Raw genomic sequence first — 22,484 nt, 5'->3', positions numbered from 1 at the left:
AAGGAATAAGGATCACTTCTTGTTCTTGGCCATCCAGTCCTGCTGCTCCTTGGTCAGGAACGCGGCCCATTGGTCGGCGACCTCCTTGGCCGTCTTCTGGCCGAGCAGTACTTCCTGGAAGTTCTTGATCGCCACCTGGTCGACGAAGTTGCCGAGGTTCTCCAGATGCGTCGGCGGGGTCACCATTTCATATTTGGAGCTGTCGCTCAGCTCCGTGAACCAGCCCTTGAACTGCTCGGTCTTGAAATGGGCGTCCTGGTCGGCGCCGTTGTGGATCGGGACGACACCGACTTCCTTGGCCCATTCCAGATTGCCCTTGGGCGACAGCAGCGTCGCCATCAGCTTCCAGGCATCGTCCTTGTGCTGGGAATTGGCGAACATCGCCCAGCCGGCATAACCGAGCGTCGGATAGGACTTGCCGCTCGGTCCGACCGGCAATGGCGCCACGGCGAAGTCGTCGGCGCTCATCTTGTCGGCGATGCCGAGCAGCGCGTCCGGATCCTGGTTGAGCATGGCGCAGGTGCCGGAGTAGAAGCCGGTGACGGTTTCATTGAAGCCCCAGCTCACCGCATCCTTCGGCGCCAGGCCGTTCTTGTACATGTCGGCCAGCATCTGGAGGCCCTTGACCGAGCCTTCATCGTTGATGGTCGAGGTGCCGTCTTCGTTGAAGTAGCCGCCCTTGCCGGCGGCGATGTTCATGAACATGTGCATGCCGTTGAAGGCGCCGGGGCCGCCACGCAGGCAGTAGCCATATTTGCCGGGAATGGCCGAGATCTTCTTGGAATCCTCGACGAATTCATCGAGCGTCGCCGGCGGGCCTTCGAGACCGGCCTCCTTGAACAGCTTCTTGTTCCAGAACAGCGCGTTCACATAGTAGCCGTAAGGGATCATGAACTGGGTGTTGTTGACCGTCGAGCCGAACTGCTTGGCGCGGTCGCCGAGCGTCTTGGCGTCGTCCCACTTGGCCATATAGGGGCCAAGGTCCTCGAGCTGGCCGTTGGTGGCGTAGAGGCCCATCCAGCGTTCCGGCATCTCGACGATGTCGGGCGTGTCGCCGGCCTGCACCATGGTGAGGAATTTCTCGAACGCCTGGCCCCAGGGCAGCGAGACGAGCTCGACCTTGACGCCCGGATTGGCCGCCTCGAAATCGGCGATCTGCTTCTTCAAAAATTCGGTGCGCGGCGGGCTGGTGATGACCTCGACCATCTTGAGGGTGGACTCGGCCATCGCGCTGCCGGCGGAGATCGCCAGTCCAGCGACGGCGGCAAGCATGAATGTCAGTCTTTTCATGTTCGGTACTCCCATTTTGAACTGCCTCGTTATTTTTTTGCTTTGTCGAAGGCCTGGGCTATGTCGGCCCAGAGATCCTCGACACTTTCCAATCCGACGTTGAAGCGGATGGTTCGGGGGCTGACGCCGAAGCGCGCCATCGAATTCAGGCCCGGCGTCTGCTCGAGCGAGGCCTTTGCCGGGACGACCAGGCTCTCGTGACCGCCCCAGCTGACGCCGATGCGGAAGAATTTCAGCGCGTCGACGAAGGCCGGAATGTCGACATCCTCCGTCACCTCGAAGGAGAACAGTCCGGCGTAGCCGGCAAGCGTCGCCTTGCCCGGATGGTTGGAATAGGCCGGGTGGTTGACGCGCTCGACCTGGCCGTGCGCCTTCAGCCGTTCCGCGAGGATGAGCCCGCTCTTCATGTGATGCGGCAGCCGCAGCGGCAGCGTGCGCAGGCCGCGCAGCAAGAGCCACGCCTCGAACGGCGACAGCTTGCCGCCGAGCGAGGAATAGGTCTGCTCGTTGATGCGGCCGATATGGGCGGCCGAGCCCGCCACGACGCCGGCGACGGTATCGCTGTGGCCGCCGAGATATTTCGAGGCCGAATGGAGCACGAGGTCGACGCCGTGCGAAATCGGCTTCTGGAACACCGGCGTCGCCCAGGAATTGTCGATGCTGGTGACGATGCCCTGTTCCTTGGCCAGCCGCGTCAGATGGGCGATATCCTGCAGCTCGAACAGCATCGAGGTCGGGCTTTCCAGGTAGAGCAGCTTGGCGCCGGGCAGTGCCGCCGCGACCGCATCCGGGTCGGAACCGTCGACATAGTCGACCTTGATGTTGAGGCGCGGGAACAACCGCTCGAACAGCCGGTAGGCGTCGCCATAGCAGTTGCGCACGGCGACGATGCGCTCGCCGGCGCCGACGAAGGCAAGCACGGTGGCGCTGATCGCCGCCATGCCGCTGGAAAAGCCGCGTGCGGCTTCCGCGCCCTCAAGCGCGGCCACGCGCGCCTCGAATTCCATCACCGTCGGGTTGTCGCCGCGCGAATAGATCGGCTGGCGGCGGCGACCGGCAAAGGTGTCGGCCATCTCGGCATAGTTGGCGAAGGTGAACAGCGAGGTCTGGTAGATCGGTGGCACCACTGCACCGCCGGGGAACGGATCGTCATGCGCCAGAAGCGTTGCCGCTTCGGCGAGGTAGTCGCTGCCAAAAGTGCCTGGGTCGAAGCCGGTGGGATGCTCGTTCATTTTCGGTCCGAAAGTTTGAGATTGGCGGCGCCGCGCTTCAGATCGTTCTCGACGGTGGCGATGAGCTTCAGCGCTTCGGCGCGGGCTCCCTCCGGGTCGTGGGCGGCGATGCAATTGAAGATGGTGCGGTGATAGGGAAAGCTGGCATGGCCGAAATCGCGCACGCCGAGCGGATGCTCCCAAAAACGGTGGAAGAGTTCGTGCATGGCGCTGATGATCTGCTCGAACAGCGGATTGCCGGACGCGCGGTAGACCGCCTGGTGGAACTCCCAGTCTTCCTCCGACGACATGCCAGCGCGGGTCTGGAAGGCCTCTTCCATGATGTCGAGCTTGCGCTCGATCTCGGCGAGGTCGGCCTTGCCGGCGCGGATGGCGCAAAGGGCGGCGGCTTCGGCCTCGAGCGCGCGGCGGATTTCCAGCGTGCGCATCAGGCCAGTGAAATCATTGCCGCCGGCCAGTGTCAGCGGCATGTGCAGCATGTCGAGCGACACGGCCGCCTTGAGATAGGTGCCGCTGCCCTGGCGTCGCTCGACCAGGCCCAGCCCCTCCCAGCGCGTCAGCGCCTCGCGCACCGTGTTGCGGCTGACCTTGAGGCGCTCGGCGAGGATGCGCTCGGTCGGCAGCTTCTCACCGGGCTCCAGCTTTTCCTGCATGACGAAGCCGGCCAAAGCCTTCAGCACCGCATCGTCGCGGGCCGTCGTCTGGATCGGCGGAAGGAAATCGGTCACGCAGGCTGAGCCTAAAGTGGTTCAATGGTCCAACCAATTTCTGCACAAACCGAAGCCCGAGTCAACCGCTGAAACGAGGCAGGGCCGAACAGCGCGACGATGCGCAATTCGGCCGAGTCGATTCAGCCGTGAGCGCGCGACGGCGCAGGATCGGCACCGGCGCCGCGCCAACGGGCAAACATGTCCTCGCGAGCCCGCCTCGAGGCCGCAAGCCGCTCTTTTGCCTGCGCCAGCACAGCAGGCGAAGCCTGCGCGGGCGTGCCGGATCGGAAGGGAGGAGCCGGGGCATATTCGAGCGAAAGCTGCACTGTTTCGGCCTCAGCCTGTCCGAGGAGCCTGGCAACCAAGAGGAGACCGAAATCGATCCCCGAGGTGACGCCGCCTGCGGTAATCAGGTTTCCGTCCTCCACAATGCGCTCGTCGACAGGAATTGCGCCGAACTCGGGCAGGAAGTCATGCGCATACCAATGCGTCGTCGCCCGCTTGCCCTTGAGCAACCCGGCCGCGCCGAGCACCAGGGCGCCGCTGCACACAGACGTGACGTAACGGGCCTGCGCCGCGCGCTCCCGTACGAAATCGAGGACTGCCTGATCTTCCAGCAGCGCGTTGACGCCGCCTCCGCCTGGAACGCACAGCACATCGAGAGGCGGGCAATCGTCGAAGGTCACCGTCGGGCTGAGGGACAGTCGCGTCGACGACATAACCGGATTGCGGTCCTTCCAGATCAGTTCCACCTCGGCGCCTTTTGCCGAGGCCAGGACTTCGTAAGGACCGGTGAGGTCGAGCTGCTGGATATTGGGGAATACGAGGATGCCGAAACGAAGGGCCATGGGAATCTCCGCAGGTTGACTCCGGCCAATCTAGGGGATCATGCTTTGGCACGATCGCCAATCATCCCTCATTTCGAGCCAAATCGCTATGCGCCGCATCGAAATCCTTGCCTATCCCGACGTCCAGCTCCTCGATGTAAGCGGGCCACTTCAGGTTTTCGCCAGTGCCAACGACTTCAAGCTGCAGGCCGGCGAGCCGGCTGCCTATGAGGTCGTTGTCGTCGCCGCTTCACCGCGGACTAGCACATCGGCCGGTCTCGTGCTCGAGACCGCCGCGCTGCCGCATGAGCTCGAGATCTACACGCTGATCGTGCCTGGTGGATGGGGTGTCAACGCAGCCTGCGAGGATCCGAGCCTGATCGATTGGGTGATCGGTCGCGCGCGCAGCGCCACGCGAACGGCTTCGGTCTGTAGCGGCGCCTTCCTGCTGGCGACGGCAGGCCTCCTCGACGGCCGTCGCGCCGTCACCCATTGGGGACGCTGCGCCGAGTTCGCCCAGCGCTTTCCGGCAGTCCGGCTCGAACCCGACCCGATCTTCATTCGCGACGGCAATATCTGGACGTCCGCAGGCGTGACGGCGGGAATTGATCTCGCGCTTTCCTTCGTCGAGGCCGACCTTGGCCGGCGCATGGCTCTTGCGGTGGCTCGCCAGTTGGTTGTTTTCCTGAAACGCCCCGGCGGCCAGGCGCAATTCAGCCAGACCCTCAAATTGCAGGAAGGCGACGAGCGCTTCGACCGGCTGCATGGCTGGATCCTGGACAATCTGGACGGCGACCTGTCGTTGCCGAACTTGGCCGACCGGGCCAATATGAGCCCGCGCAGCTTCTCGCGGCACTATCGGGACGCAACGGGCCGGACACCCGCCCGTGCGATCGAAGAGATCCGGATCGAGGCGGCGCGCCGGATGCTGGAACGGGGCCTGGCCGTCAACCAGACGGCTCGGCGCTGTGGCTTCGGCTCGGAAGAGACGATGCGGCGCGGCTTTCTGCGCGTCCTCGGCACGAACCCGCGCGACTATCGCGAGCGTTTCTGATGCACCAACCTGTAGAGAAGCGAATGTATCGCCGGGCGCGAAAGCGCGCTCCCCAAGCCTATGCGCGCTATTTGCGACACCTATGCCAAATGGGATTGCGCCTGGTATGCGGGCGGACAGGCCTATGTCGATGACCAGCCGGTACGGGTCGGCAAGGTCGATCTGCGCACAATCGACAAAGCGCGTTTCGAACGATCGAACCTCGATCGCCGCATCAAATCGACGGTGCTGATCGATCCAGGTCTCGCTCAGGCCTACCAGGCACGGACCCTGAAAGATCTCGCGGTGCCGATGAGCTTCATCAATCTGGGCAGCGCCGACACCATTCCCGAGGCGGTGATCGCCGACAAACTGGCTGCGTTGACGCCGCAAGGAACATACGCCACCGTCGCGGGCGCCGTGCACTTTCAGTTTTCTGCCGGAATGCAAGCCGGGTGGCGCCGAACTGCTCAAATCGCTCGGGGAGGTCGACCCGATCTGCGAGGACGGCGGCAGCCGGTCACGTGCCGACCTTCATTCCGAGTTGATCGGCCTCATACGGGGAGCCCAGTTGCGAAGCCTGAAGGATCCCATGTGACTGCATGGCGGCGTGACCGAGGTCGGTCAGCGCATAGACGCCGCGCTCGGCCCTCGCAAACCAGCCGTAGTAATTGTGCAGCAGGATGCTGGCCGCGCGTGGTGAAACGGTTTTCAAATCTCGCGGCCGCTTCGGGCCATCGGCCATGGCGGCGGCGCAAGCCAGCGCGTCCTGCCGGTAGGCGGTCATGATCGGCACGCGCGTGCTGCCGCCGGGTGCGGGATCGCCGCGCCGGCGCCGATGCTCGTCCATCAATCGAGACCGTCGCCTCGGGTCGCGCCTTGGCGGCAGCGCGGCAGGGCTGAGCAGCAGTTCGACCTCGCCCTTGCCGCCAACGCCCAGCAGGCCGAAGCCGAGGCGCCGGCACAACGCCCTGAACCGGCGATCGTGCTCGCGGCCCTTGCCGCGTGCCGACATGCGCGCTGCAAGCCAGACCTCGTCGCAGGCCGCGGCCCGATCGACCGCCTGGAGCACGAGTTCGAGGTTGAACTGCAGTTTCAGTTCGCAAATAACGACCACCGGCGGCTCGCCATCGCACACGCCGACGATATCGCAGCCGCCAATCTCGCCCTTCACGGTGAAGCCCTGGCTCTCAAGGAACCGCTTTACCGGCGTGTAGAGTGACGTTTCCTGCATAAGCAAGGCTTAGCCGATTCGGGCCAGGCTGGCACCGTGAAGACCGCGTGATGCCCGCTACATCTACGGTGCTGGCGCCGACAAGCCTCACCAGAAACCGACGAGAGACCTCAGAAACGCTGCAGGGCCGGCCGCTTCCCGGCACAGCTTGCGAAACCCGGTTCGACCCGTTGCGCAGATGACATCATCGTCGATGTCGCGAAGAATGGTCCGCGCATTGCGCCATCCGATGCGGGCAAGAGCAGATGCCAGTTCCGCACGTGCGGGATCAAATGCGGTTTGATCGATCGTCGAACTCGCAGCCCGGTCGATGTCGTTGCTCGCGCCGAGTGCGTGCTGTGGAATTGCCACAGCACTGGCGACGTCGAAAGGCGACGAAAGACCTAGAAGACGGGAGATCGAATTCAGAGCAAGAGCGGGAGATGAAACGAGCTGCTCGTAGCATACGAAATGCACCGGGGCGCCGGTACGGCGAAGGGCATCCATGGCGAAGTAAAACTGATTCCAGTAATCCGATGGATTGCGGAACCTGTATTCCATTTGCTTCGGTTCGGTAAAATCCTGCCTGATTTCAAATGGCCGGTTCAGAAACGACCCGAGACATTTGCCCTGCTCGAAAACAGTATTGTTCCTGGCATAGCGGTACCATGAGAGGATCTGGGTAACCGGATCCTTGCTGACGACAATGATGGGCAATTCCCCATATTGTAGATCGCGCCCGCTCATGAGGGCGGGAAAAATCCCGTGTTTCCAAAAACCCTGATCGAAAACGACCGGTGTCTTCAGATAGCGCTCGACCAGATATTTCGCGAGGTTTGTGCCCGATCTCGGCGTCCCCATGACACGGACTTGGACGGCATCGTCCCCAGGCCGGGTCTCCGACCTGCCGATAGTTGAAATATCCATAGTGGTTCCCGTGACCGAAGACTCTCGCTGTTCAGCCACCAATTCGCTCGGGTTGCCGCCTTGCCTCAGCCGCCATGGGAGCCGGCCAGGAGAACTCGTGCCCGAGATCGCTTAGATCATCGAGCGCGGAGACATGGTTGAAGATGGTTGCGAAAAACTCCCGCTCGCGGATCGGACGGTACCGCGATGCGATCGTTGCACGCAGTTCGGCAAGCCAGGCCGGATCCGTGCAGGCTTTGGCGACCGCGGCGCACCACGCTTCGACATCGCGCGCCGGTATAGTCGGCATCAGTCCTTGCGTTGCCTCAGTCAGCGAAGGCGCATCCGAGATCAGGACCGGCAGTCCAAAATCTAGGCACTCGGCCGCTCCCAGTCCCCAGCCCTCCACCGCGGAAGGGTAGACGCTGAATTCAGCGTCCCGATAGAGCTCCGCAAGCTGCCGGTCGGTGACATTGGAGCGGAACTGGACACACTGGCTGAGCTCCGGATGCTCCGCCATGAAGGCAACCAACTCTTCATACATCCACCCCCATCGTCCGCAAAAAACGAGAATTGGCAGCCGGTCACCCAGGACGGGCAGCAGGCGATGCCATACTTTGAGGAGCAGGATGTGGTTCTTCCTGATCTCGATGGTCGAGCAATACAGAACAAACTTTCGGCCTTCGAGCTGCCTTTCGGAAGGCATCCGTTGATCCGCAACGCCCTCCTTGAGAAAGGCACCGGGCGATGCAACCGCGACGTCCGGAACCCGGCCGGGAGCGGATGTCGCTGCGTGACACTTCACCCTGTCGGCGGTGTATTTCGACACGCAGATGAGCAGTTGAGAATTTTCAATTTGCCAGGCCGTATCGCGGACGAAATTGCGGGCGTGATGAGGACCGACGAATTGCGGGAAGTCGATCGGGATGATGTCGTGCATCAAGGTGAAAACGCCGCTCTGGATGTTTCCCGTGAGTTTCTTCGGGGCGATCTCGTGGATGCTCGCGCTTGAGAGAAAGCATATGGCGCCTTCATCCTTCAGCGGATCTCTTGTTTCTGCCCTTCTTGGGCGCAGGGATGATTTCAGGACTTTGAAGAGGCGAATGGCCGTCTTGGACAGCTGAAACTTGACCCCGCTTCGCTTCTCGCAACCCGCGACGAAGATCGCCGCCACACGATCGAACTCGCGCCCGAAAACGAACGGCGCGGCCCGCATGATCGACAACACTTTCCAAAGGCGAGCCAGATACGAGCTTTCTTCGCCCTCGACAGGTTGCGGCAGTTCACCGTCGACCAACTGCCTTAGATAGCGAAGTTCCACTTCGCCCAACGTCTGACCCCGCCCTTGCGAGTCGACAAAGAAGAAACTGACCGGCGAGGTCTTCCATCGAAGAGCCTGACGGATGAGCGCTGTTTCGACGCGAGGGATGCCGACAGGCGGGTGCGGCCCCCAGCGGAACGGCAGGGTGGCGTCGATATACAATTTTTTCAATGATTTACCCTTGGTGAAGCTTCCGCGCTATTGGGCAATCCAGTTGCCGAAATAGAGCTCATGCCTGTTCAGACCGTATTGCTGCGGCCGCTTTCGTTTAATCTCGGCCCTGGGCTTCGGATTTTCCAAAATGCTCTCCCACAAGCTGGCTTCGTCATACGTGGGAAAATTGCCCACGTCAAGCGTTCCGAGCTTCCGACGGCGCGAAGGGCGCTGCGGACTTTCGTTTGCGGTCATGAATGATGGAGTCCGACCGTCGCCATTCGCGAGAACCCTCATAAAAAACGAAACATCGGGAATGACTCGTGGGCAAAATTCCCACAATCTGAATTGTCAGCGATGCTGATGCAGAAGAGGAGCAAGGTACTTCGATCCCTGCCATGCAATGTGCCGAGATCGAGTCTCGGCGGATCCCCCGTCCTATGTGATCCGCCGAAAGCGGCCGACAAAAGGAGGCTCGAGCGAGCTCCCCCCGTTTGAGCGAGCCCGTCTTACGGCTGCCCCGGCCGGCCTGTCTTCGTCTATCCCCGAAGCCAGGCCGGCCGGATCATCGCTTTTCTTGAAACGACCTCGCCAGCAGCATTTTTTTGAAGGATTGGTGCCCTCGGCGCTAACGCCCGACATCTGAACCCAACAGGCCTCGCCGCCACAGCGGATGCCCGGTAGGGCGATCGACTGCTAAGGCCCACCCGGGCCGCCGGGTTCGCCGCCAGGACCGCCAGGCCCACCGGGCCTGCCAGGGCCTCCCGGCCCGCCTGGGCCACCCGGACCGCCAGGGCCAGGGGGATGTCGACCGGGCGGCGGGCTGGGTTGGTTTGGCGATTGCGTGCCGGCATTGTCTCGACGTGACGCCGAGACAATATTTCCCTCTCGGTCAAACCTGACATCGAGAAACGCCCGGACATTGCCCGTCGATTTCGAATCGCCGTTTTGGTCGTCGATGGCGACACCCAAACCTGACTTGAGCACGTGTCCCCGGCGTTGCAGAAAAGTCTCGTACAGGATGCGTGCGACATAGGCCTGCGGAACCGGAGCTTCCGCCTCCAGATGCACCACCCTGTATCCGCCGTCGGCCGTGGCCAGAGTCAGCTGAACGCGCCTATCTGCAAACTCCGATGATCTTGGTCCGATCTTGAGCCGCCCGACCAGCAGTTCGCCTGACTTCACGATTGCCAGGCCGCGAACCGAATAGTGCGCTTCATCAGGTCTGGCCTCGATCAAGTCGGGCCTAGCCTCGATCAGGCTCGCAACAATCTTCCCATCGGGCCGACGAATGCCGTAGACGGACACGACATCGCCCGTCCTGACCGCCAATCCCTCAGGAATTTGACTGGTATCGACGTCCTGCCCCAGGACCGACATCGAGCCGGCAGTTGCGCGCTCGACAGGGCCAACCACTTCGCTGGTGACATGGATCGCGCGGGTGACGGGCTGACCTGCCTGCTGTTCCACCGCGATCCGGACGACCTGCCCTACCTTCAGGTTGCTCGAGGCGACACGAACTCCGTCGACCACCACCGGCACGTCCGGCTGATACGCAACGCGCACATCATTGACGAAAATACTGCCGAAGCGCTGGATGGTTCCTACGATACCGGTGCCGCCGATGCCTTGATCGCTGTCCGTCCCCGCCGTCCAGCCAGTGCCGCCGATTCCCTGGTCCTTCGGCTGCTCTGTCGCTCTTGCAACCATGCTGCAAAACACCGCCGGCAGGGCAGTGCCAAGCGTCAGAAAATCCCGCCTCGTCAGCCTCCAGCTCATGAAGTCTCCCCGCCAGCATCCCTTTGCTGGGGCGATTCTTCGGCAACGAGCGACGTCCCATCGGAGGTCAGGATATAGATGCCGCAATTCCACCGGCTGGTCCCGCCGGTATCACTTTGGATGGCCTGGTTCGCATGCTTGTTCAGATGGAGCAGCGTCTCGATTGCGAGTTTGCGGCTATAGGCCTCGAGCGATTTGGCAAGCTGTTCGGATAGCCCGTCATAATGGACGGCGCGCTCGAGGAAGGGCGGATCGTCGGCCAGGATGTTCTGGACGGCGGCGGCGGCATGATCCCCGAGATTTCGGGCAAAGTAGTAAAGCCGAACCTCGCCGTCGCCCCGCGGCACCATGGCTCCTTCCATCAGGACGATGCGATCGTTCTCGTCGATCTCAACCAGCTTTCGATCGAGCCAATCGTCCAGGACGGCCCGCGGCCGCAAATCGCGCGTTACCGATTCCACAAGGCCGGCAAAGGATGCCTCTCCGGCCTCGCTGGCTCGCGGCAAAGGCAAAGGGATGCCCTTGGCATCGACAAACGACGGATCCGCAAGCCAGCGCGCGACGATGGCACTCGTCCTGGAGACGGAATCGGGCACCACCCGCACCGGAGCCCCGGCGCCTCTTAGCCGACTGACCTCCTTTCGGTGAACGCCGGTCAGCAAGCTGACCCTGCTGTCGGTCTGCTGCTTGTCGGGCAAGGCGAATTCATGCTCCGCCACATTGACGTAAAGCTGACGCAGCAGGTCGACGAAGGTCGGAAACGTCACCCCGCACTTGATCGCCAATCGCACCAACGGGCGAAGTGCCCGGTTCAACGCGCCCTGGACCCCAGTGGCGTCCAGATGTTGTCCCCCCGATTTGCTCATCGCCGTCCTCACTAGCTAGAGCGGTTCAACGCCTAATAGAACCGTTGAACCACTCTAACTCTTTGTTTTGACGCAATTCCGGACGGAAAACCGCTACGCACTTTTCCTGGAGTTGCTCTCGTCACGAAATCGACCATCCATCCCTCGAAAACTCTGGCCGAAAATAGCTTGTGGGAAATGTTTCCACAAGAGGACCATACTCGGGTGACACAATGGTCGATCTTTCGGATGCTCTTGAGTCTCGAAATTTGCACCCAATCAAGATCGAAAGCCCGGGGCCAGTCACCGGTCCAGTATGCAATCAGCAGCGGAAATCCTCGCCTTCGACTAAAGAACTTCGCCCCAGTTGACATGTGTGAAATTTTCCCACACTTTGCTTTCCGGAACTGGAATCTGAACGGCAGTAACCGCCGCAGCCTTGCCAATGAGAGGCATCTTTGAAGAAACCTTACACAAAGCCGACCTTAAGCAAGATCAAAGACAGACCCGAAAAAGGCCAGACCGAGATTCCCCCTTACACAAATTCCGCCCTCGGAAAATCCCCCCGCAAAACACTCAAAATCGCCGAAGAGACGCTCCCTATGCTGCATCAAGACAATCTCGACCCCCTTGTATCGATAGCTGCCGATGTCGTGTCGGCCTACATTTCAAACAACCCTCTTCCTGCCGCCGACCTTCCAAATTTCATCGGCCAGATCTACACCTCACTTAAGGTCATTTCAGCTGGAACTCCCACCGTCCAGCCTGGCGAACTTAAAGCTGCCGTTCCCGTAAGAAAATCTGTCACGCCCGACTTCATCGTCTGCCTCGAAGACGGCAAGCGCTTCAAGTCATTGAAGCGGCATATCGGGGTACATTATGGCCTTACGCCGGATCAATATCGAACGAAGTGGAACTTGCCGTCCGACTACCCGATGGTGGCGGCAAATTATTCCGCACGTCGTTCGACGCTGGCCAAATCGATGGGGCTCGGCCGAAAGCCGAAGTAAGTTGCGCCGCCGCAGGGCGGCGTGGGCGGTTTGCGCGAGCGCATAGGCGCCGCGCCAGCCGCGCCGAACAAGGTCGGAACATCAGCGCCAGCCGAGGGCCGGCGCGACGTGCTTCAGTATCGCCCCGATGACATGCGCGTTGTAATCCACGCCGAGCTGGTTGGGGACGGTCAGCAGCAGTGTATCGGCCTCGGCGATCGCTTCGTCCTCTCTCAACTGATCGACGAGGACATCCGGCTCGGCGGCGTAGGTACGGCCAAAGACGGCAAGTTTGTCGGGCTCGATGTAGCCGAAATGATCCTCGCTCCCGTTGCTGCCGAAATAGGCGCGGTCGCGGTCATTCACCAACGCGAAGATGCTGCGGCTGACGGACACCCGCGGCTCGCGCGCATGCCCCGCTTCCTTCCACGCCGCGCGAAAAGCCCGGATCTGCTCGGCCTGCTGGATGTGGAGCGGCTGTCCGCCCTCGTCGAATTTGAGCGTCGAGCTCTGCAGGTTCATGCCGAGCTTGCCCGCCCATTGCGCGGTGGCGTTGGTGGCGGCGCCCCACCAGATCCTGTCGCGCAGACCGGCCGAGAAGGGCTCAAGTCGCAGCATTCCAGGCGGATTGGGAAACATCGGCCGCGGGTTGGGCTGTGCGAAGCCTTCGCCGCGCAGCACCTCGAGGAAAACCTCGGCGTGGCTACGTGCCATGTCGGCATCGCTTTGACCTTCCTGCGGCACGTAGCCGAAATAGCGCCAGCCGTCGATCACCTGCTCCGGCGACCCGCGACTGATGCCAAGCTGCAGGCGACCGCCGGCGATCAGGTCGGCAGCGCCTGCGTCCTCCGCCATGTACAGTGGGTTCTCGTAGCGCATGTCTATGACGGCGGTGCCGATCTCGATGCGGCTGGTTTTGGCGCCAACCGCGGCCAGAAGCGGAAAGGGCGAACCAAGCTGGCGGGCAAAATGATGCACGCGGAAATAGGCGCCGTCCGCGCCCAGTTCCTCGGCGGCGACGGCCAGCTCGATCGACTGCAGAAGCGCATCGGAAGCCGACCGCGTCTGCGACTGGGACGAGGGCGACCAATGGCCAAAGGAAAGGAAGCCGATCTTCTTCATGCGACAAGCCCGTTCATTCTACATCCTCGTCGGAGCGACAGGATTACGTCGGGTCCGTGGGTAGCGCGTCCACACACCCATCGTCCATGACACAGACTGTCAAGGTTCCGAGAACGGCGTTTGTCTGCCTCGACTATTGCCTGGCGAACGCGCCCGTGTAGGTCTGCCCGGCAAGCGTATAGGTCCCAGCCAGCGTTCCGTCCGGCTGCATCGCAAAGCTGGCATCCGCGCCATTGGGGAGGCGCCCAAGCTTCAATGTCTGCCCGACAATCTTCCCGGCGCCGTCGGCCACTCCCGGCCTGTTGTCGGCCACATCGCCCCACGCATAGGTAACTGTCACATTCCCGCCTGGAGAAACGGTCAGCACAGCCAGCTTGCCTTCATACATCCCATCCAGCCGTCCGGCCCAGATGCCGGAAAAAGCGGCGTATCTGCGCGGAACGCCCTTGGCGGGGGGAGTGATCACCACGGAGGGATCCAGAACCGCCGAACCCTCCGGAGCAGGCGCCGCAACAGCGGGAAGGGCGGGTTGCGGGGCAGGCGGTGGCGGTGCTTCAGGAGCCGACTGGCAGGCGACGAGCATGAATGCCGCGAAACCAAGCATCGGAAAAGGACTGTTTGGTGGAGCCAATCGGAATCGAACCGACGACCTCTTGAATGCCATTCAAGCGCTCTCCCAACTGAGCTATGGCCCCACTCCCGGCAGTCAGCCGGCGCCGTTTCCGGCGAAGAGATCGGCGCGGGTTTCAAGACCGCGCCGTTAGTGCAGGCGGCTTCTAACCCCGCCTTCCGTCAATATCAAGCCTTCCGGAGCCGCTTTTTCGTCACAACCCAAGAAAGCCTGCGGGCGCATGCGCCCGCAGCCGATCAGACTTCGTCGTCGTCGTCGCCAACGCCGATCATGTCGGCGACATCGTCGTCTTCTTCCTCTTCGTCGGCGAGGAAGGTGTCGTCCTCGTCGTCGCCGAGGTCAACTTCGTCCTCGTCGTCGCCCAGATCGGGAAGATCGTCGCCGGTCTTCGCCTCCTCATCAGCCTCTTCGAGCGAGACGATCTCGGCGCCCTCTTCCTCCTCGGCGTCGACTTCCTTCTCGGCGACTTCCTCGTCCTCCTCGATGGCGGTGATCTTGCCTTCGTCGAAATGGGAGCGCGGATAGCTCTTGCCGGTATAGGGCGAGACGATCGGGTCTTTGTTCAGGTCATAGAATTTCCGACCCGTTTCCGGGTCTATGCGTTTGGTGCCAAGTTCGGGTTTTGCCACGGCAAGCCTCGTAGATAAAAGGTTGGTCCCCATAACCACTGTTTACCGCGCTGTCAAAGCCAAAAGCCGGCGTCACAAAAGCCCAGCTTCGAAGGCCCGGCACAAGGGGATGACCATTTCCGTGCGCCGTGATACGAGACCGCCGCAACAAAAGAAAATGGCCGGTCCGCCGGCATTCCATCCAGGGAAAACCATGTCTCACGCTGCCGCCCCGAAACCGGCCACGGCCCGCAAATCACCAGCTCTTTCCGGCGCAGCGTGCGTGCCCGGCGACAAGTCGATCTCGCACCGCTCCTTCATGTTCGGCGGCCTGGCCTCCGGCGAGACCCGCATCACCGGCCTGCTGGAGGGCGAGGATGTGATGCGCACGGGTGCGGCCATGAAGGCGATGGGCGCGCATATCGAGAAGCATGGCGCCGAGTGGATCATCCGCGGCACCGGCAACGGCGCGCTGCTGCAGCCCGAAGGCCCGCTCGATTTCGGCAATGCCGGCACCGGCTCGCGCCTCACCATGGGCCTGGTCGGCACTTACGACGTGGAAACCACCTTCATCGGCGATGCTTCGCTATCCGGCCGGCCGATGGGCCGCGTGCTCGAACCCTTGCGCCAGATGGGTGTCCAGGTGCTGAAGGCGACGCCCGGCGACCGTATGCCGATCACCCTGCGCGGTCCGAAGCATGCCGCCCCCATCACCTACCGCGTGCCGATGGCTTCGGCGCAGGTGAAGTCCGCCGTGCTGCTCGCCGGCTTGAACACGCCGGGCATCACCACCGTCATCGAGCCGGTGATGACGCGCGACCACACCGAAAAAATGCTGAAGGGGTTCGGCGCCAATCTGACGGTCGAGACCGACGAACGCGGCGTGCGCCACATCTTCATCGAAGGCCAGGGCAAGCTCACGGGGCAGACCATCGCCGTGCCGGGCGATCCGTCCTCGGCCGGTTTCCCGCTGGTGGCGGCATTGATCGTGCCGGGCTCCGACATCGTCATCGAAAACGTGCTTATGAACCCGACCCGCACCGGGCTGCTGCTGACCTTGCAGGAGATGGGCGGCCGGATCGACATCCTGAACCCGCGCAATGCCGGCGGCGAGGATGTCGCCGACCTGCGCGTGCGCTTTTCCGAACTGAAGGGCGTCATCGTGCCGCCCGAGCGGGCGCCGTCGATGATCGACGAGTACCCGGTGCTGGCGGTGGCGGCGAGCTTCGCCGAAGGCGAGACGCTGATGCAGGGGCTGGAAGAGCTGCGCGTGAAGGAATCCGACCGGCTCTCGGCGGTGGCCAACGGGCTGAAGCTCAACGGCGTCGACTGCACCGAAGGCGAAGCGACCCTTGCCGTGCGCGGAAGGCCCGGCGGCAAGGGTCTGGGCCAGCACCCGAATGGCCAGGGCACCATCGTTCAGACCCATCTCGACCACCGCATCGCCATGAGTTTCCTTGTGATGGGGCTGGCGACGGAAAAGCCGGTGACCATCGACGATCAGGCGATGATCGCAACGAGCTTTCCTGAGTTCATGGGGCTGATGACGGGGCTTGGGGCGGAGATCGGATAGCGGTCGATGGCAATTCCATACGTTGGAGATTGGGGCCAAACTGAAACGTTGGAGGGACAGCGCCCCCCTCTGCCCTACCGGGCATCTCCCCCACGAGGAGGGAGATCGGACGTCACGTTTGCTTTCGCCAATTTCCCGCGTGGAAAAGGCGCCGAGGGCGAAGCTGCCAATCTCCCCCCGTGTGGGGGAGATGTCCGGCAGGACAGAGGGGGGCGCGAAGGATCGCCGTACTTGTCTGGTTCCGTCATAGTGTCTCCCCAATGACACATGTTTTCACCATCGCCATCGATGGCCCCGCCGGCGCCGGCAAAGGCACCCTTGCCCGGCGGCTCGCCGACCACTACCGGCTGAACCTGCTCGACACCGGCCTCACCTATCGCGCGGTTGCCTATGCACTGCTTCAACACGCGCTACCGCTCGACAATGTCTCGGCCGCCGAAACCGCGGCGCGTCAGGTCGATCTGGCAAAACTCGACCGGGCGGTGCTGTCGGCGCATGCGGTCGGCGAGGCAGCTTCGAAGGTTGCGGTTTATCCGACCGTGCGGCGCATCCTGGTCGAGAAGCAACGGGAGTTCGCAAAGAGGCCGCCGGGCGCGGTGCTCGACGGACGCGACATCGGCACGGTGGTGTGCCCCGATGCCGACATCAAGCTCTATGTCACCGCCAGCGCCGAGGTGCGGGCACGACGCCGGCTGGCCGAGATCGAAAGCATCGGCGGCAGCGCCAATTTCAACGAGATCCTCGCCGACATCATGCGCCGCGACGAGCGCGACATGGGTCGCGCCGACTCGCCGCTGAAGCCGGCAGCCGACGCGCACTTGCTTGATACGAGCGAAATGGCTATAGAAGCCGCGTTTCTTGCAGCCATGGCGATCATCGACGACGTGCTGGCCAAGAGAAACAAGGCCTGATCCGGGTTTTTCCTCGCGCTGCCGATTGCCGGCGGTGAAGAAAATACCCATATCGGGCACGAACCAGCCTGCCAGCATTCTTCATGCGCCGGAATTGCCGCTTAGAGCGGCCCAGGGCTTTTGTAGCCCGGAACGCCGGCAGGCCAACGCAACGCTAACCCACGGCGCCCGTCCCGCTTGAGATGCGGGGCATTCCAGGAGAAAATATGTCAGCTGCAAATCCCACTCGCGATGATTTCGCGAGCCTGCTCGAAGAATCCTTTACCGCCGGCCATTCCGGCGAAGGCCAGGTCGTCAAGGGCACGATCACCGCGATCGAAAAGGACATGGCCATCATCGACGTCGGCCTCAAGGTCGAAGGCCGCGTGCCGCTGAAGGAATTCGGCGTCAAGGGCAAGGACACCACCCTCAAGGTCGGTGACACCGTCGAAGTCTATGTCGAGCGCATCGAGAACGCGCTTGGCGAAGCGATGCTGTCGCGTGAGAAGGCTCGTCGCGAAGAGAGCTGGGTCCGTCTCGAAGAGAAGTTCACCAAGGGTGAGCGCGTCGAAGGCGTCATCTTCAACCAGGTCAAGGGCGGCTTCACCGTCGACCTCGACGGCGCCGTGGCCTTCCTGCCGCGCAGCCAGGTCGATATCCGACCGATCCGCGACGTTTCCCCGCTGATGCACAACCCGCAGCCCTTCGAGATCCTCAAGATGGATCGCCGCCGCGGCAACATCGTGGTGTCACGCCGCACCGTGCTCGAGGAGAGCCGCGCCGAACAGCGTTCGGAAATCGTGCAGAATCTCGAAGAAGGCCAGGTGGTCGAAGGCGTCGTCAAGAACATCACCGACTACGGTGCGTTCGTCGACCTCGGCGGCATCGACGGCCTGCTGCATGTCACCGACATGGCATGGCGCCGCGTCAACCATCCGACCGAGATCCTCAACATCGGCCAGACGGTCAAGGTGCAGATCATCCGCATCAACCAGGAAACCCACCGCATCTCGCTCGGCATGAAGCAGCTCGAGAGCGATCCGTGGTCCGAGATCGGCACCAAGTTCCCGATCGGCAAGAAGATCAAGGGCACCGTCACCAACATCACCGACTACGGCGCGTTCGTCGAGCTGGAGCCGGGCATCGAAGGCCTCATCCACGTTTCGGAAATGTCGTGGACGAAGAAGAACGTGCACCCCGGCAAGATCCTGTCGACGACCCAGGAAGTCGACGTGGTGGTGCTCGAGGTCGATCCGGCCAAGCGCCGCATTTCGCTCGGCCTCAAGCAGACGCTGGAAAACCCGTGGGAAGCCTTCGCGCGCACCCATCCGGTCGGCAGCCAGGTCGAGGGCGAGGTCAAGAACAAGACCGAGTTCGGCCTGTTCATCGGCCTGGAAGGCGACGTGGACGGCATGGTGCACCTCTCCGACCTCGACTGGACCCGTCCGGGCGAGCAGGTCATCGAAGAGTACAATCGCGGCGACATGGTCAAGGCGCAGGTGCTCGACGTCGACATCGAGAAGGAGCGCATCTCGCTCGGCATCAAGCAGCTGGCCAAGGATACGGTCGGCGAAGCGGCGACTTCGGGCGAACTGCGCAAGAACGCCGTCGTCACCTGCGAGGTTATCGGCGTCAAGGATGGCGGTCTGGAAGTGCGGCTGGTCGACAGCGGCATCGAGACCTTCATCAAGCGCTCCGACCTCAGCCGTGACCGCGACGAGCAGCGCCCCGAGCGCTTCACCGTCGGCCAGAAGGTCGATGCCCGCGTCATCGCCTTCGACAAGAAGACCCGCAAGCTGCAGGTCTCGATCAAGGCGCTGGAAATCGCCGAAGAGAAGGAAGCGGTCGCCCAGTACGGCTCGACCGACTCCGGCGCTTCGCTGGGCGACATCCTGGGTGCCGCGCTGAAGAAGCAGGGCAGCTAAGCCCCTTCGCACCTACTGAAAACAAGACCCCGCCGGAGCGATCCGGCGGGGTTTTTCTTTGGGATATGCCGAAGGATCAGGCCCGGCCGTAAAGCGGCACCAGTGTGCCGCTCATTGCCAAATTGGCGGGCGACGCGAGATAAGTGATCGCTTCGGCCGCCGCCTCAAGGCTGACCCATTTGCTGAAATCGGCGTCCGGCATGTCGGTCCGGGTTGCCGGCGTGTCGAGCGTCGAGGGCGCCACGGCATTGACCAATATGCCCTTGCCTTTCAATTCCTCGGCCATGGCCAGCGTTATCGCGGCGACCGCCGCCTTGCTGGCGGCATAGGCGACCATGCCGGAGCCGCGTCTGGGCTCGAGCCCGGCGCGCGCCGAGACGTTGACGATGCGGCCCGCTGTGCTCGACGCCAGCATCGAGCGCACCGCCGCGCGACAGCACAGGAAGGTCGTGCGGGCGTTGGTGTCCATCATCTCGGCGAAGGACGCCGACTCGATCTTCTCCACCGGCGCCATGGTGAAGCCGCCCGCCAGGTGGATGGAACCCCAGAGTTCCGGAAGCTGGTGGTAGAACGCCTCGACCTTGGCGGAGTCCGACAGGTCGACATTGTGCGCCAGCCTGACGCGATCATGCGTGGTGAAAGGAAAATGCGAAGGTGCGGCGGCATGGGCATTGGGAACATGGCAGACCGCGCCCTGCTCCAGGAGCTTGCCGACAACCGCGCCGCCCAGCGCCCCGGTGCCGCCGGTCACCACGATATGCCTGCCGTCCAGTGTTTCCGTCATATTCGACTGCTCCAGTGTTCTTATGCTTAGGCCACGCCGCCAGCGAAAGTCGCGCCTTTCACTCGATCACTCAACTGAAATATCGACATGGCTGGGTCGCGTCTTTGCATCGCTCGGGCCGCCGGCCGGACGGAAGCCTCGCCAGGCTGACGCATGAAGCGCGTTGCTCGGCCAAACTCAGTCCACGGTTATCTCGATGACGTAGGGCAGTCCGGTCGCGCGTGCGCGCTTGAGCGCATCCTCCAGCCCGCCAACGCCGGCAAGCCGCTCGGCGGCAATGCCATAGGCCTCGGCCAGCTTGCAGAAATCCGGCGGCGCCGGCGACACACCAACCGGTTCGACGCCGACATCGAGCATGGAGGTCTCGATCTCGCGATAGCCGCGATTGTTCCAAACGACGAAGATGACCGGCGCATCCGCATCGAGCGCTGCGCCCAGTTCCGGCAAGGTGAACTGGAAGCCGCCATCGCCGGTGAGGCAGACGACCGGCGCCTCGGGCACGGCAAGCGCGGCGCCGATGGCCGCCGGCGGGCCAAAGCCCAGCGCGCCGAAGCCGGTGGCGGCATTGAACCAGCCGCCCGGCCGGTCATGGTCGTAGTACAGGTTGGCGGCGTAGATCGGCTGTGTGGAATCGCCCACGATGATCGATCCGGGCAAGGCATCGCGGATCACTTCCACCGCGCGCATCTGCGCCTGCATGGCCGGGCCAAGCTCGGCAAGGGCGGCCTGCCGGGTCGCGGCGGCGCGGGCCGGGCCGTCGGCCGATGCAGACGGCCTGCCGCCAAGCCGAGCCAGCAGGGCCTCGATCGCCTCGGCGCAATCCGCCTGGATGGCGACGGTGGCCGGGCGGCGCGCGAGTTGGTCGGCGCCGATGTCGATGCGGATCAGGTTTGGCGGCAGGACAAAGCCGCCATCGCTATAGCCGTCATACTCGGTCGGACCGAATTCGGTGCCGGCGGCAATGACCAGGTCGGCCTCCGCCATCAGCGCCCGCACCGCCTTCAGGCAAGGGCCTGCCGGCACGCAAAGCGGATGACGATGCAGCAGGCCGCGTGCATTGGCGGTCTCGACGACCGGCGCGACGAGCCTTTCGGCCAGCCGCCGCAATGGCGCCTCGGCGCGCCTGACGCCGCCGCCGGCAAGGATGAGCGGGCGGCGGGCGGCCGCGCAAAGCCTGGCTGCCTCCTCTATCGCCGCCGGGTCGGGAACTGGCGGCGCGACATTGCTCAGCAAGGCTTCGATGCCGTCGCCCGGCTTGACCATGACATCGGTCGGGATTTCGATATGGACCGGGCCGGGACGCGATGACGAGAACAGCGCGAAGGCGCGGGCGAGCACGCCGGGCAGTTCGCCGGCCTCGGTGACACGGTGCGAGAACAGCGCCACCTTCTCCATCATGCCGCGCTGGTCAGGCAGTTCATGCAGATAGCCAAGACCCTTGCCGAGCGTCGGCATGGCATTGACGCCCGAGATCACCAGCATCGGCACCGAATCGGCGCGCGCCTGGCCCATGGCGGTGATGGTGTTGGTCAGCCCCGGCCCGGTGATGACGAAGGCGACGCCCGGCCTGCCGCTGGCGCGGGCATAGCCGTCGGCCATGAAGCCGGCGCCCTGCTCGTGACGCGGTGTGACATGGCGGATCTTCGAGCGCGCCAGGCCGCGATAGAGTTCGACCGTATGGACGCCCGGAATGCCGAAGACGGTGTCGACGCCATGGGCTTCGAGCAAGGTGATGAGCGCTTCGCCGATCGTGGTCATTGTCTGAGCACCGGACGCGTGAGGCAGGTCGGACCGCCCTCGCAGGCGATGCACAGAGCGTCGGCCTCGAAGGTCGAGACCGTGCAGCCGGCGGCCTGCATGGCGGCTGCGGTCTTCGGAAAACCGGCGACCGCGATGACCTGGTGCGGCGCGGTCGGCAACACGTTGAGGCTGAGCCCGTTGGAGGCGAAGAATTCGTCGCCGTCGCCCTCGACCAGGCGAATGCCGCGGGCGCGCAGCATCTGGTAGAAGGCAGCCGGCAGCAGCGGCGCGTAGACCAGCGCCAGATCGTCGGCCAGCGGGCTGATCACCGACATCAGGTGCAGGCAGGCCTCCTCGCCGTGCCACAACGGCAGGTCGAAGCCATAGACCTGGATACCCTTCGGCGTCAGCAGGTTCGCAAGCTGCTGGATGCCGTCCTGGTTGGTGCGCACGCCGCGGCCCACGGCCAGCGTGGTTTTGTCCACCCAGACGCAGTCGCCACCCTCGACCTGGCCGGGGCTTTCGATGCGGCCAAGGACGGGAATGTCCATGCGCCTATAGGCGGCTTCGTGCAATGCCGGTTCGTCACGGCGCAGCGCCTTGCCCATGGCGAGGATGATGGCGCCATGGTCGGTCATCAGCGAGGGGTCGTGGGTGAAGACGGAATCGGCAAGCCCGTCATCGGCGTCGGTCAACCATTCGATCTCGGCGCCCGAGCCCGCCACAAGCCTGGCCAGCGCCTCATGCTGGGCGGCGGCCTTGCCTGGATCGAAGCCTGGACCATAGTGCCACTCCGAAGCCCTGGCATGGCGCATGGCACTGGTGGCGGAGCGCATCAGCACGCGCTCAAGCTGCCCGGCCATGGACTGCGACCCGAATGTTTTGCCCACCAACTTCTCCCTAAAACGTCCGT

General features: G+C 63.2%; 21 protein-coding genes and 1 tRNA gene. 5 read left to right on the top strand and 17 right to left on the bottom strand.

The features are described 5' to 3' along the window. Window positions 1–12: 12 nt before the first annotated feature. The 4 genes from DH08_RS11090 to DH08_RS11075 all read right to left on the bottom strand — a co-directional run bounded on the left by DH08_RS11090 (window position 13) and on the right by DH08_RS11075 (window position 4,080). Complete coding sequence (locus DH08_RS11090; RefSeq protein ID WP_192179344.1) at window positions 13–1,290, bottom strand: ABC transporter substrate-binding protein; 1,278 nt, start codon at window positions 1,288–1,290, stop codon at window positions 13–15. Between the two features lie 29 nt (window positions 1,291–1,319). Continuing rightward, window positions 1,320–2,522: a PLP-dependent transferase gene (locus DH08_RS11085; protein ID WP_192179343.1), complete on the bottom strand. Its 1,203-nt coding sequence runs from the start codon at window positions 2,520–2,522 to the stop codon at window positions 1,320–1,322. Then, window positions 2,519–3,250, bottom strand: a complete 732-nt coding sequence (locus DH08_RS11080) for a FadR/GntR family transcriptional regulator (protein WP_192179342.1) — start codon at window positions 3,248–3,250, stop codon at window positions 2,519–2,521. Before DH08_RS11080 ends, DH08_RS11085 begins: the two co-directional genes overlap by 4 nt. Window positions 3,251–3,372: 122 nt before the next feature. Next, window positions 3,373–4,080 carry a DJ-1/PfpI family protein gene (locus tag DH08_RS11075; RefSeq protein WP_192179341.1) on the bottom strand — a complete coding sequence of 236 codons (708 nt, stop codon included), beginning with the start codon at window positions 4,078–4,080 and terminating at the stop codon, window positions 3,373–3,375. A gap of 88 nt (window positions 4,081–4,168) precedes the next feature. Here DH08_RS11075 and DH08_RS11070 point away from each other — a divergent pair, with 88 nt between their 5' ends. Further along, the gene (locus DH08_RS11070; RefSeq protein WP_192179340.1) at window positions 4,169–5,113 is read left to right on the top strand and encodes a GlxA family transcriptional regulator; all 945 of its coding nucleotides are present in this window, start codon (window positions 4,169–4,171) and stop codon (window positions 5,111–5,113) included. Between the two features lie 499 nt (window positions 5,114–5,612). Here DH08_RS11070 and DH08_RS11065 read toward each other — a convergent pair whose 3' ends face one another. The 6 genes from DH08_RS11065 to DH08_RS11045 all read right to left on the bottom strand — a co-directional run bounded on the left by DH08_RS11065 (window position 5,613) and on the right by DH08_RS11045 (window position 11,330). Continuing rightward, window positions 5,613–6,326, bottom strand: coding sequence for a DUF2161 family putative PD-(D/E)XK-type phosphodiesterase (locus DH08_RS11065; protein ID WP_192179339.1), 714 nt, complete (start codon window positions 6,324–6,326; stop codon window positions 5,613–5,615). Between the two features lie 87 nt (window positions 6,327–6,413). After that, window positions 6,414–7,232 (bottom strand): hypothetical protein, encoded by an 819-nt coding sequence (locus DH08_RS11060; protein ID WP_192179338.1) that lies wholly within the window; start codon window positions 7,230–7,232, stop codon window positions 6,414–6,416. Between the two features lie 31 nt (window positions 7,233–7,263). Then, entirely contained in the window at window positions 7,264–8,703 is a 1,440-nt protein-coding gene (locus DH08_RS11055) for a glycosyltransferase (RefSeq protein ID WP_192179337.1), read from the bottom strand. Between the two features lie 27 nt (window positions 8,704–8,730). Beyond that, a complete protein-coding gene (locus DH08_RS35795; RefSeq protein ID WP_210328631.1) occupies window positions 8,731–8,940 on the bottom strand; it encodes a hypothetical protein in 210 nt (69 codons plus the stop codon). A 441-nt stretch (window positions 8,941–9,381) separates the two neighbouring features. Next, window positions 9,382–10,464 (bottom strand): DUF5666 domain-containing protein, encoded by a 1,083-nt coding sequence (locus DH08_RS11050; RefSeq protein ID WP_192179336.1) that lies wholly within the window; start codon window positions 10,462–10,464, stop codon window positions 9,382–9,384. Continuing rightward, on the bottom strand, window positions 10,461–11,330 hold the full coding sequence (locus tag DH08_RS11045; protein WP_246800775.1) for a DUF6502 family protein: 870 nt from the start codon (window positions 11,328–11,330) through the stop codon (window positions 10,461–10,463). The genes DH08_RS11050 and DH08_RS11045 overlap by 4 nt, the downstream gene beginning before the upstream one ends. 581 nt (window positions 11,331–11,911) lie before the next feature. On the opposite strand from DH08_RS11045, the gene DH08_RS11040 reads away from it, so the two are divergent. Continuing rightward, window positions 11,912–12,319, top strand: a complete 408-nt coding sequence (locus DH08_RS11040) for a Ros/MucR family transcriptional regulator (RefSeq protein ID WP_192179512.1) — start codon at window positions 11,912–11,914, stop codon at window positions 12,317–12,319. An 81-nt stretch (window positions 12,320–12,400) separates the two neighbouring features. On the opposite strand, the gene DH08_RS11035 is transcribed toward DH08_RS11040, so the two are convergent. The 4 genes from DH08_RS11035 to DH08_RS11020 all read right to left on the bottom strand — a co-directional run bounded on the left by DH08_RS11035 (window position 12,401) and on the right by DH08_RS11020 (window position 14,680). Beyond that, window positions 12,401–13,420: an LLM class flavin-dependent oxidoreductase gene (locus DH08_RS11035; RefSeq protein ID WP_192179335.1), complete on the bottom strand. Its 1,020-nt coding sequence runs from the start codon at window positions 13,418–13,420 to the stop codon at window positions 12,401–12,403. Window positions 13,421–13,553: 133 nt separating this feature from the next. Then, window positions 13,554–13,889, bottom strand: coding sequence for a hypothetical protein (locus tag DH08_RS11030; RefSeq protein ID WP_246800774.1), 336 nt, complete (start codon window positions 13,887–13,889; stop codon window positions 13,554–13,556). A 150-nt stretch (window positions 13,890–14,039) separates the two neighbouring features. Beyond that, window positions 14,040–14,115, bottom strand: a tRNA-Ala gene (locus DH08_RS11025). Between the two features lie 172 nt (window positions 14,116–14,287). Further along, window positions 14,288–14,680, bottom strand: a complete 393-nt coding sequence (locus DH08_RS11020) for a TIGR02300 family protein (RefSeq protein WP_192179334.1) — start codon at window positions 14,678–14,680, stop codon at window positions 14,288–14,290. 193 nt (window positions 14,681–14,873) lie between these two features. Here DH08_RS11020 and aroA point away from each other — a divergent pair, with 193 nt between their 5' ends. The 3 genes from aroA (at window position 14,874) to rpsA (ending at window position 19,047) form a co-directional block, all read left to right on the top strand. Further along, the gene (aroA, locus tag DH08_RS11015; protein ID WP_192179333.1) at window positions 14,874–16,232 is read left to right on the top strand and encodes a 3-phosphoshikimate 1-carboxyvinyltransferase; all 1,359 of its coding nucleotides are present in this window, start codon (window positions 14,874–14,876) and stop codon (window positions 16,230–16,232) included. Window positions 16,233–16,492: 260 nt separating this feature from the next. Then, window positions 16,493–17,143 carry a (d)CMP kinase gene (gene cmk, locus DH08_RS11010; RefSeq protein WP_192179332.1) on the top strand — a complete coding sequence of 217 codons (651 nt, stop codon included), beginning with the start codon at window positions 16,493–16,495 and terminating at the stop codon, window positions 17,141–17,143. A 206-nt stretch (window positions 17,144–17,349) separates the two neighbouring features. Next, the gene (gene rpsA, locus DH08_RS11005; protein WP_006204006.1) at window positions 17,350–19,047 is read left to right on the top strand and encodes a 30S ribosomal protein S1; all 1,698 of its coding nucleotides are present in this window, start codon (window positions 17,350–17,352) and stop codon (window positions 19,045–19,047) included. 76 nt (window positions 19,048–19,123) lie between these two features. On the opposite strand, the gene DH08_RS11000 is transcribed toward rpsA, so the two are convergent. From DH08_RS11000 to DH08_RS10990, 3 genes are all read right to left on the bottom strand, one after another. Beyond that, window positions 19,124–19,831, bottom strand: a complete 708-nt coding sequence (locus DH08_RS11000; RefSeq protein ID WP_192179331.1) for an SDR family NAD(P)-dependent oxidoreductase — start codon at window positions 19,829–19,831, stop codon at window positions 19,124–19,126. A 177-nt stretch (window positions 19,832–20,008) separates the two neighbouring features. Further along, window positions 20,009–21,589: a 5-guanidino-2-oxopentanoate decarboxylase gene (locus DH08_RS10995; protein WP_192179330.1), complete on the bottom strand. Its 1,581-nt coding sequence runs from the start codon at window positions 21,587–21,589 to the stop codon at window positions 20,009–20,011. Beyond that, on the bottom strand, window positions 21,586–22,434 hold the full coding sequence (locus DH08_RS10990; protein ID WP_192179510.1) for a dimethylarginine dimethylaminohydrolase family protein: 849 nt from the start codon (window positions 22,432–22,434) through the stop codon (window positions 21,586–21,588). The genes DH08_RS10995 and DH08_RS10990 overlap by 4 nt, the downstream gene beginning before the upstream one ends. Window positions 22,435–22,484 lie beyond the last annotated feature (50 nt).

It is taken from the genome of Mesorhizobium amorphae, assembly GCF_014843845.1.
Taxonomy (GTDB): domain Bacteria; phylum Pseudomonadota; class Alphaproteobacteria; order Rhizobiales; family Rhizobiaceae; genus Mesorhizobium; species Mesorhizobium amorphae_A.
Note: the sequence above shows the minus strand (reverse complement) of the source record. Positions and strands in the feature narration are given on the sequence as shown.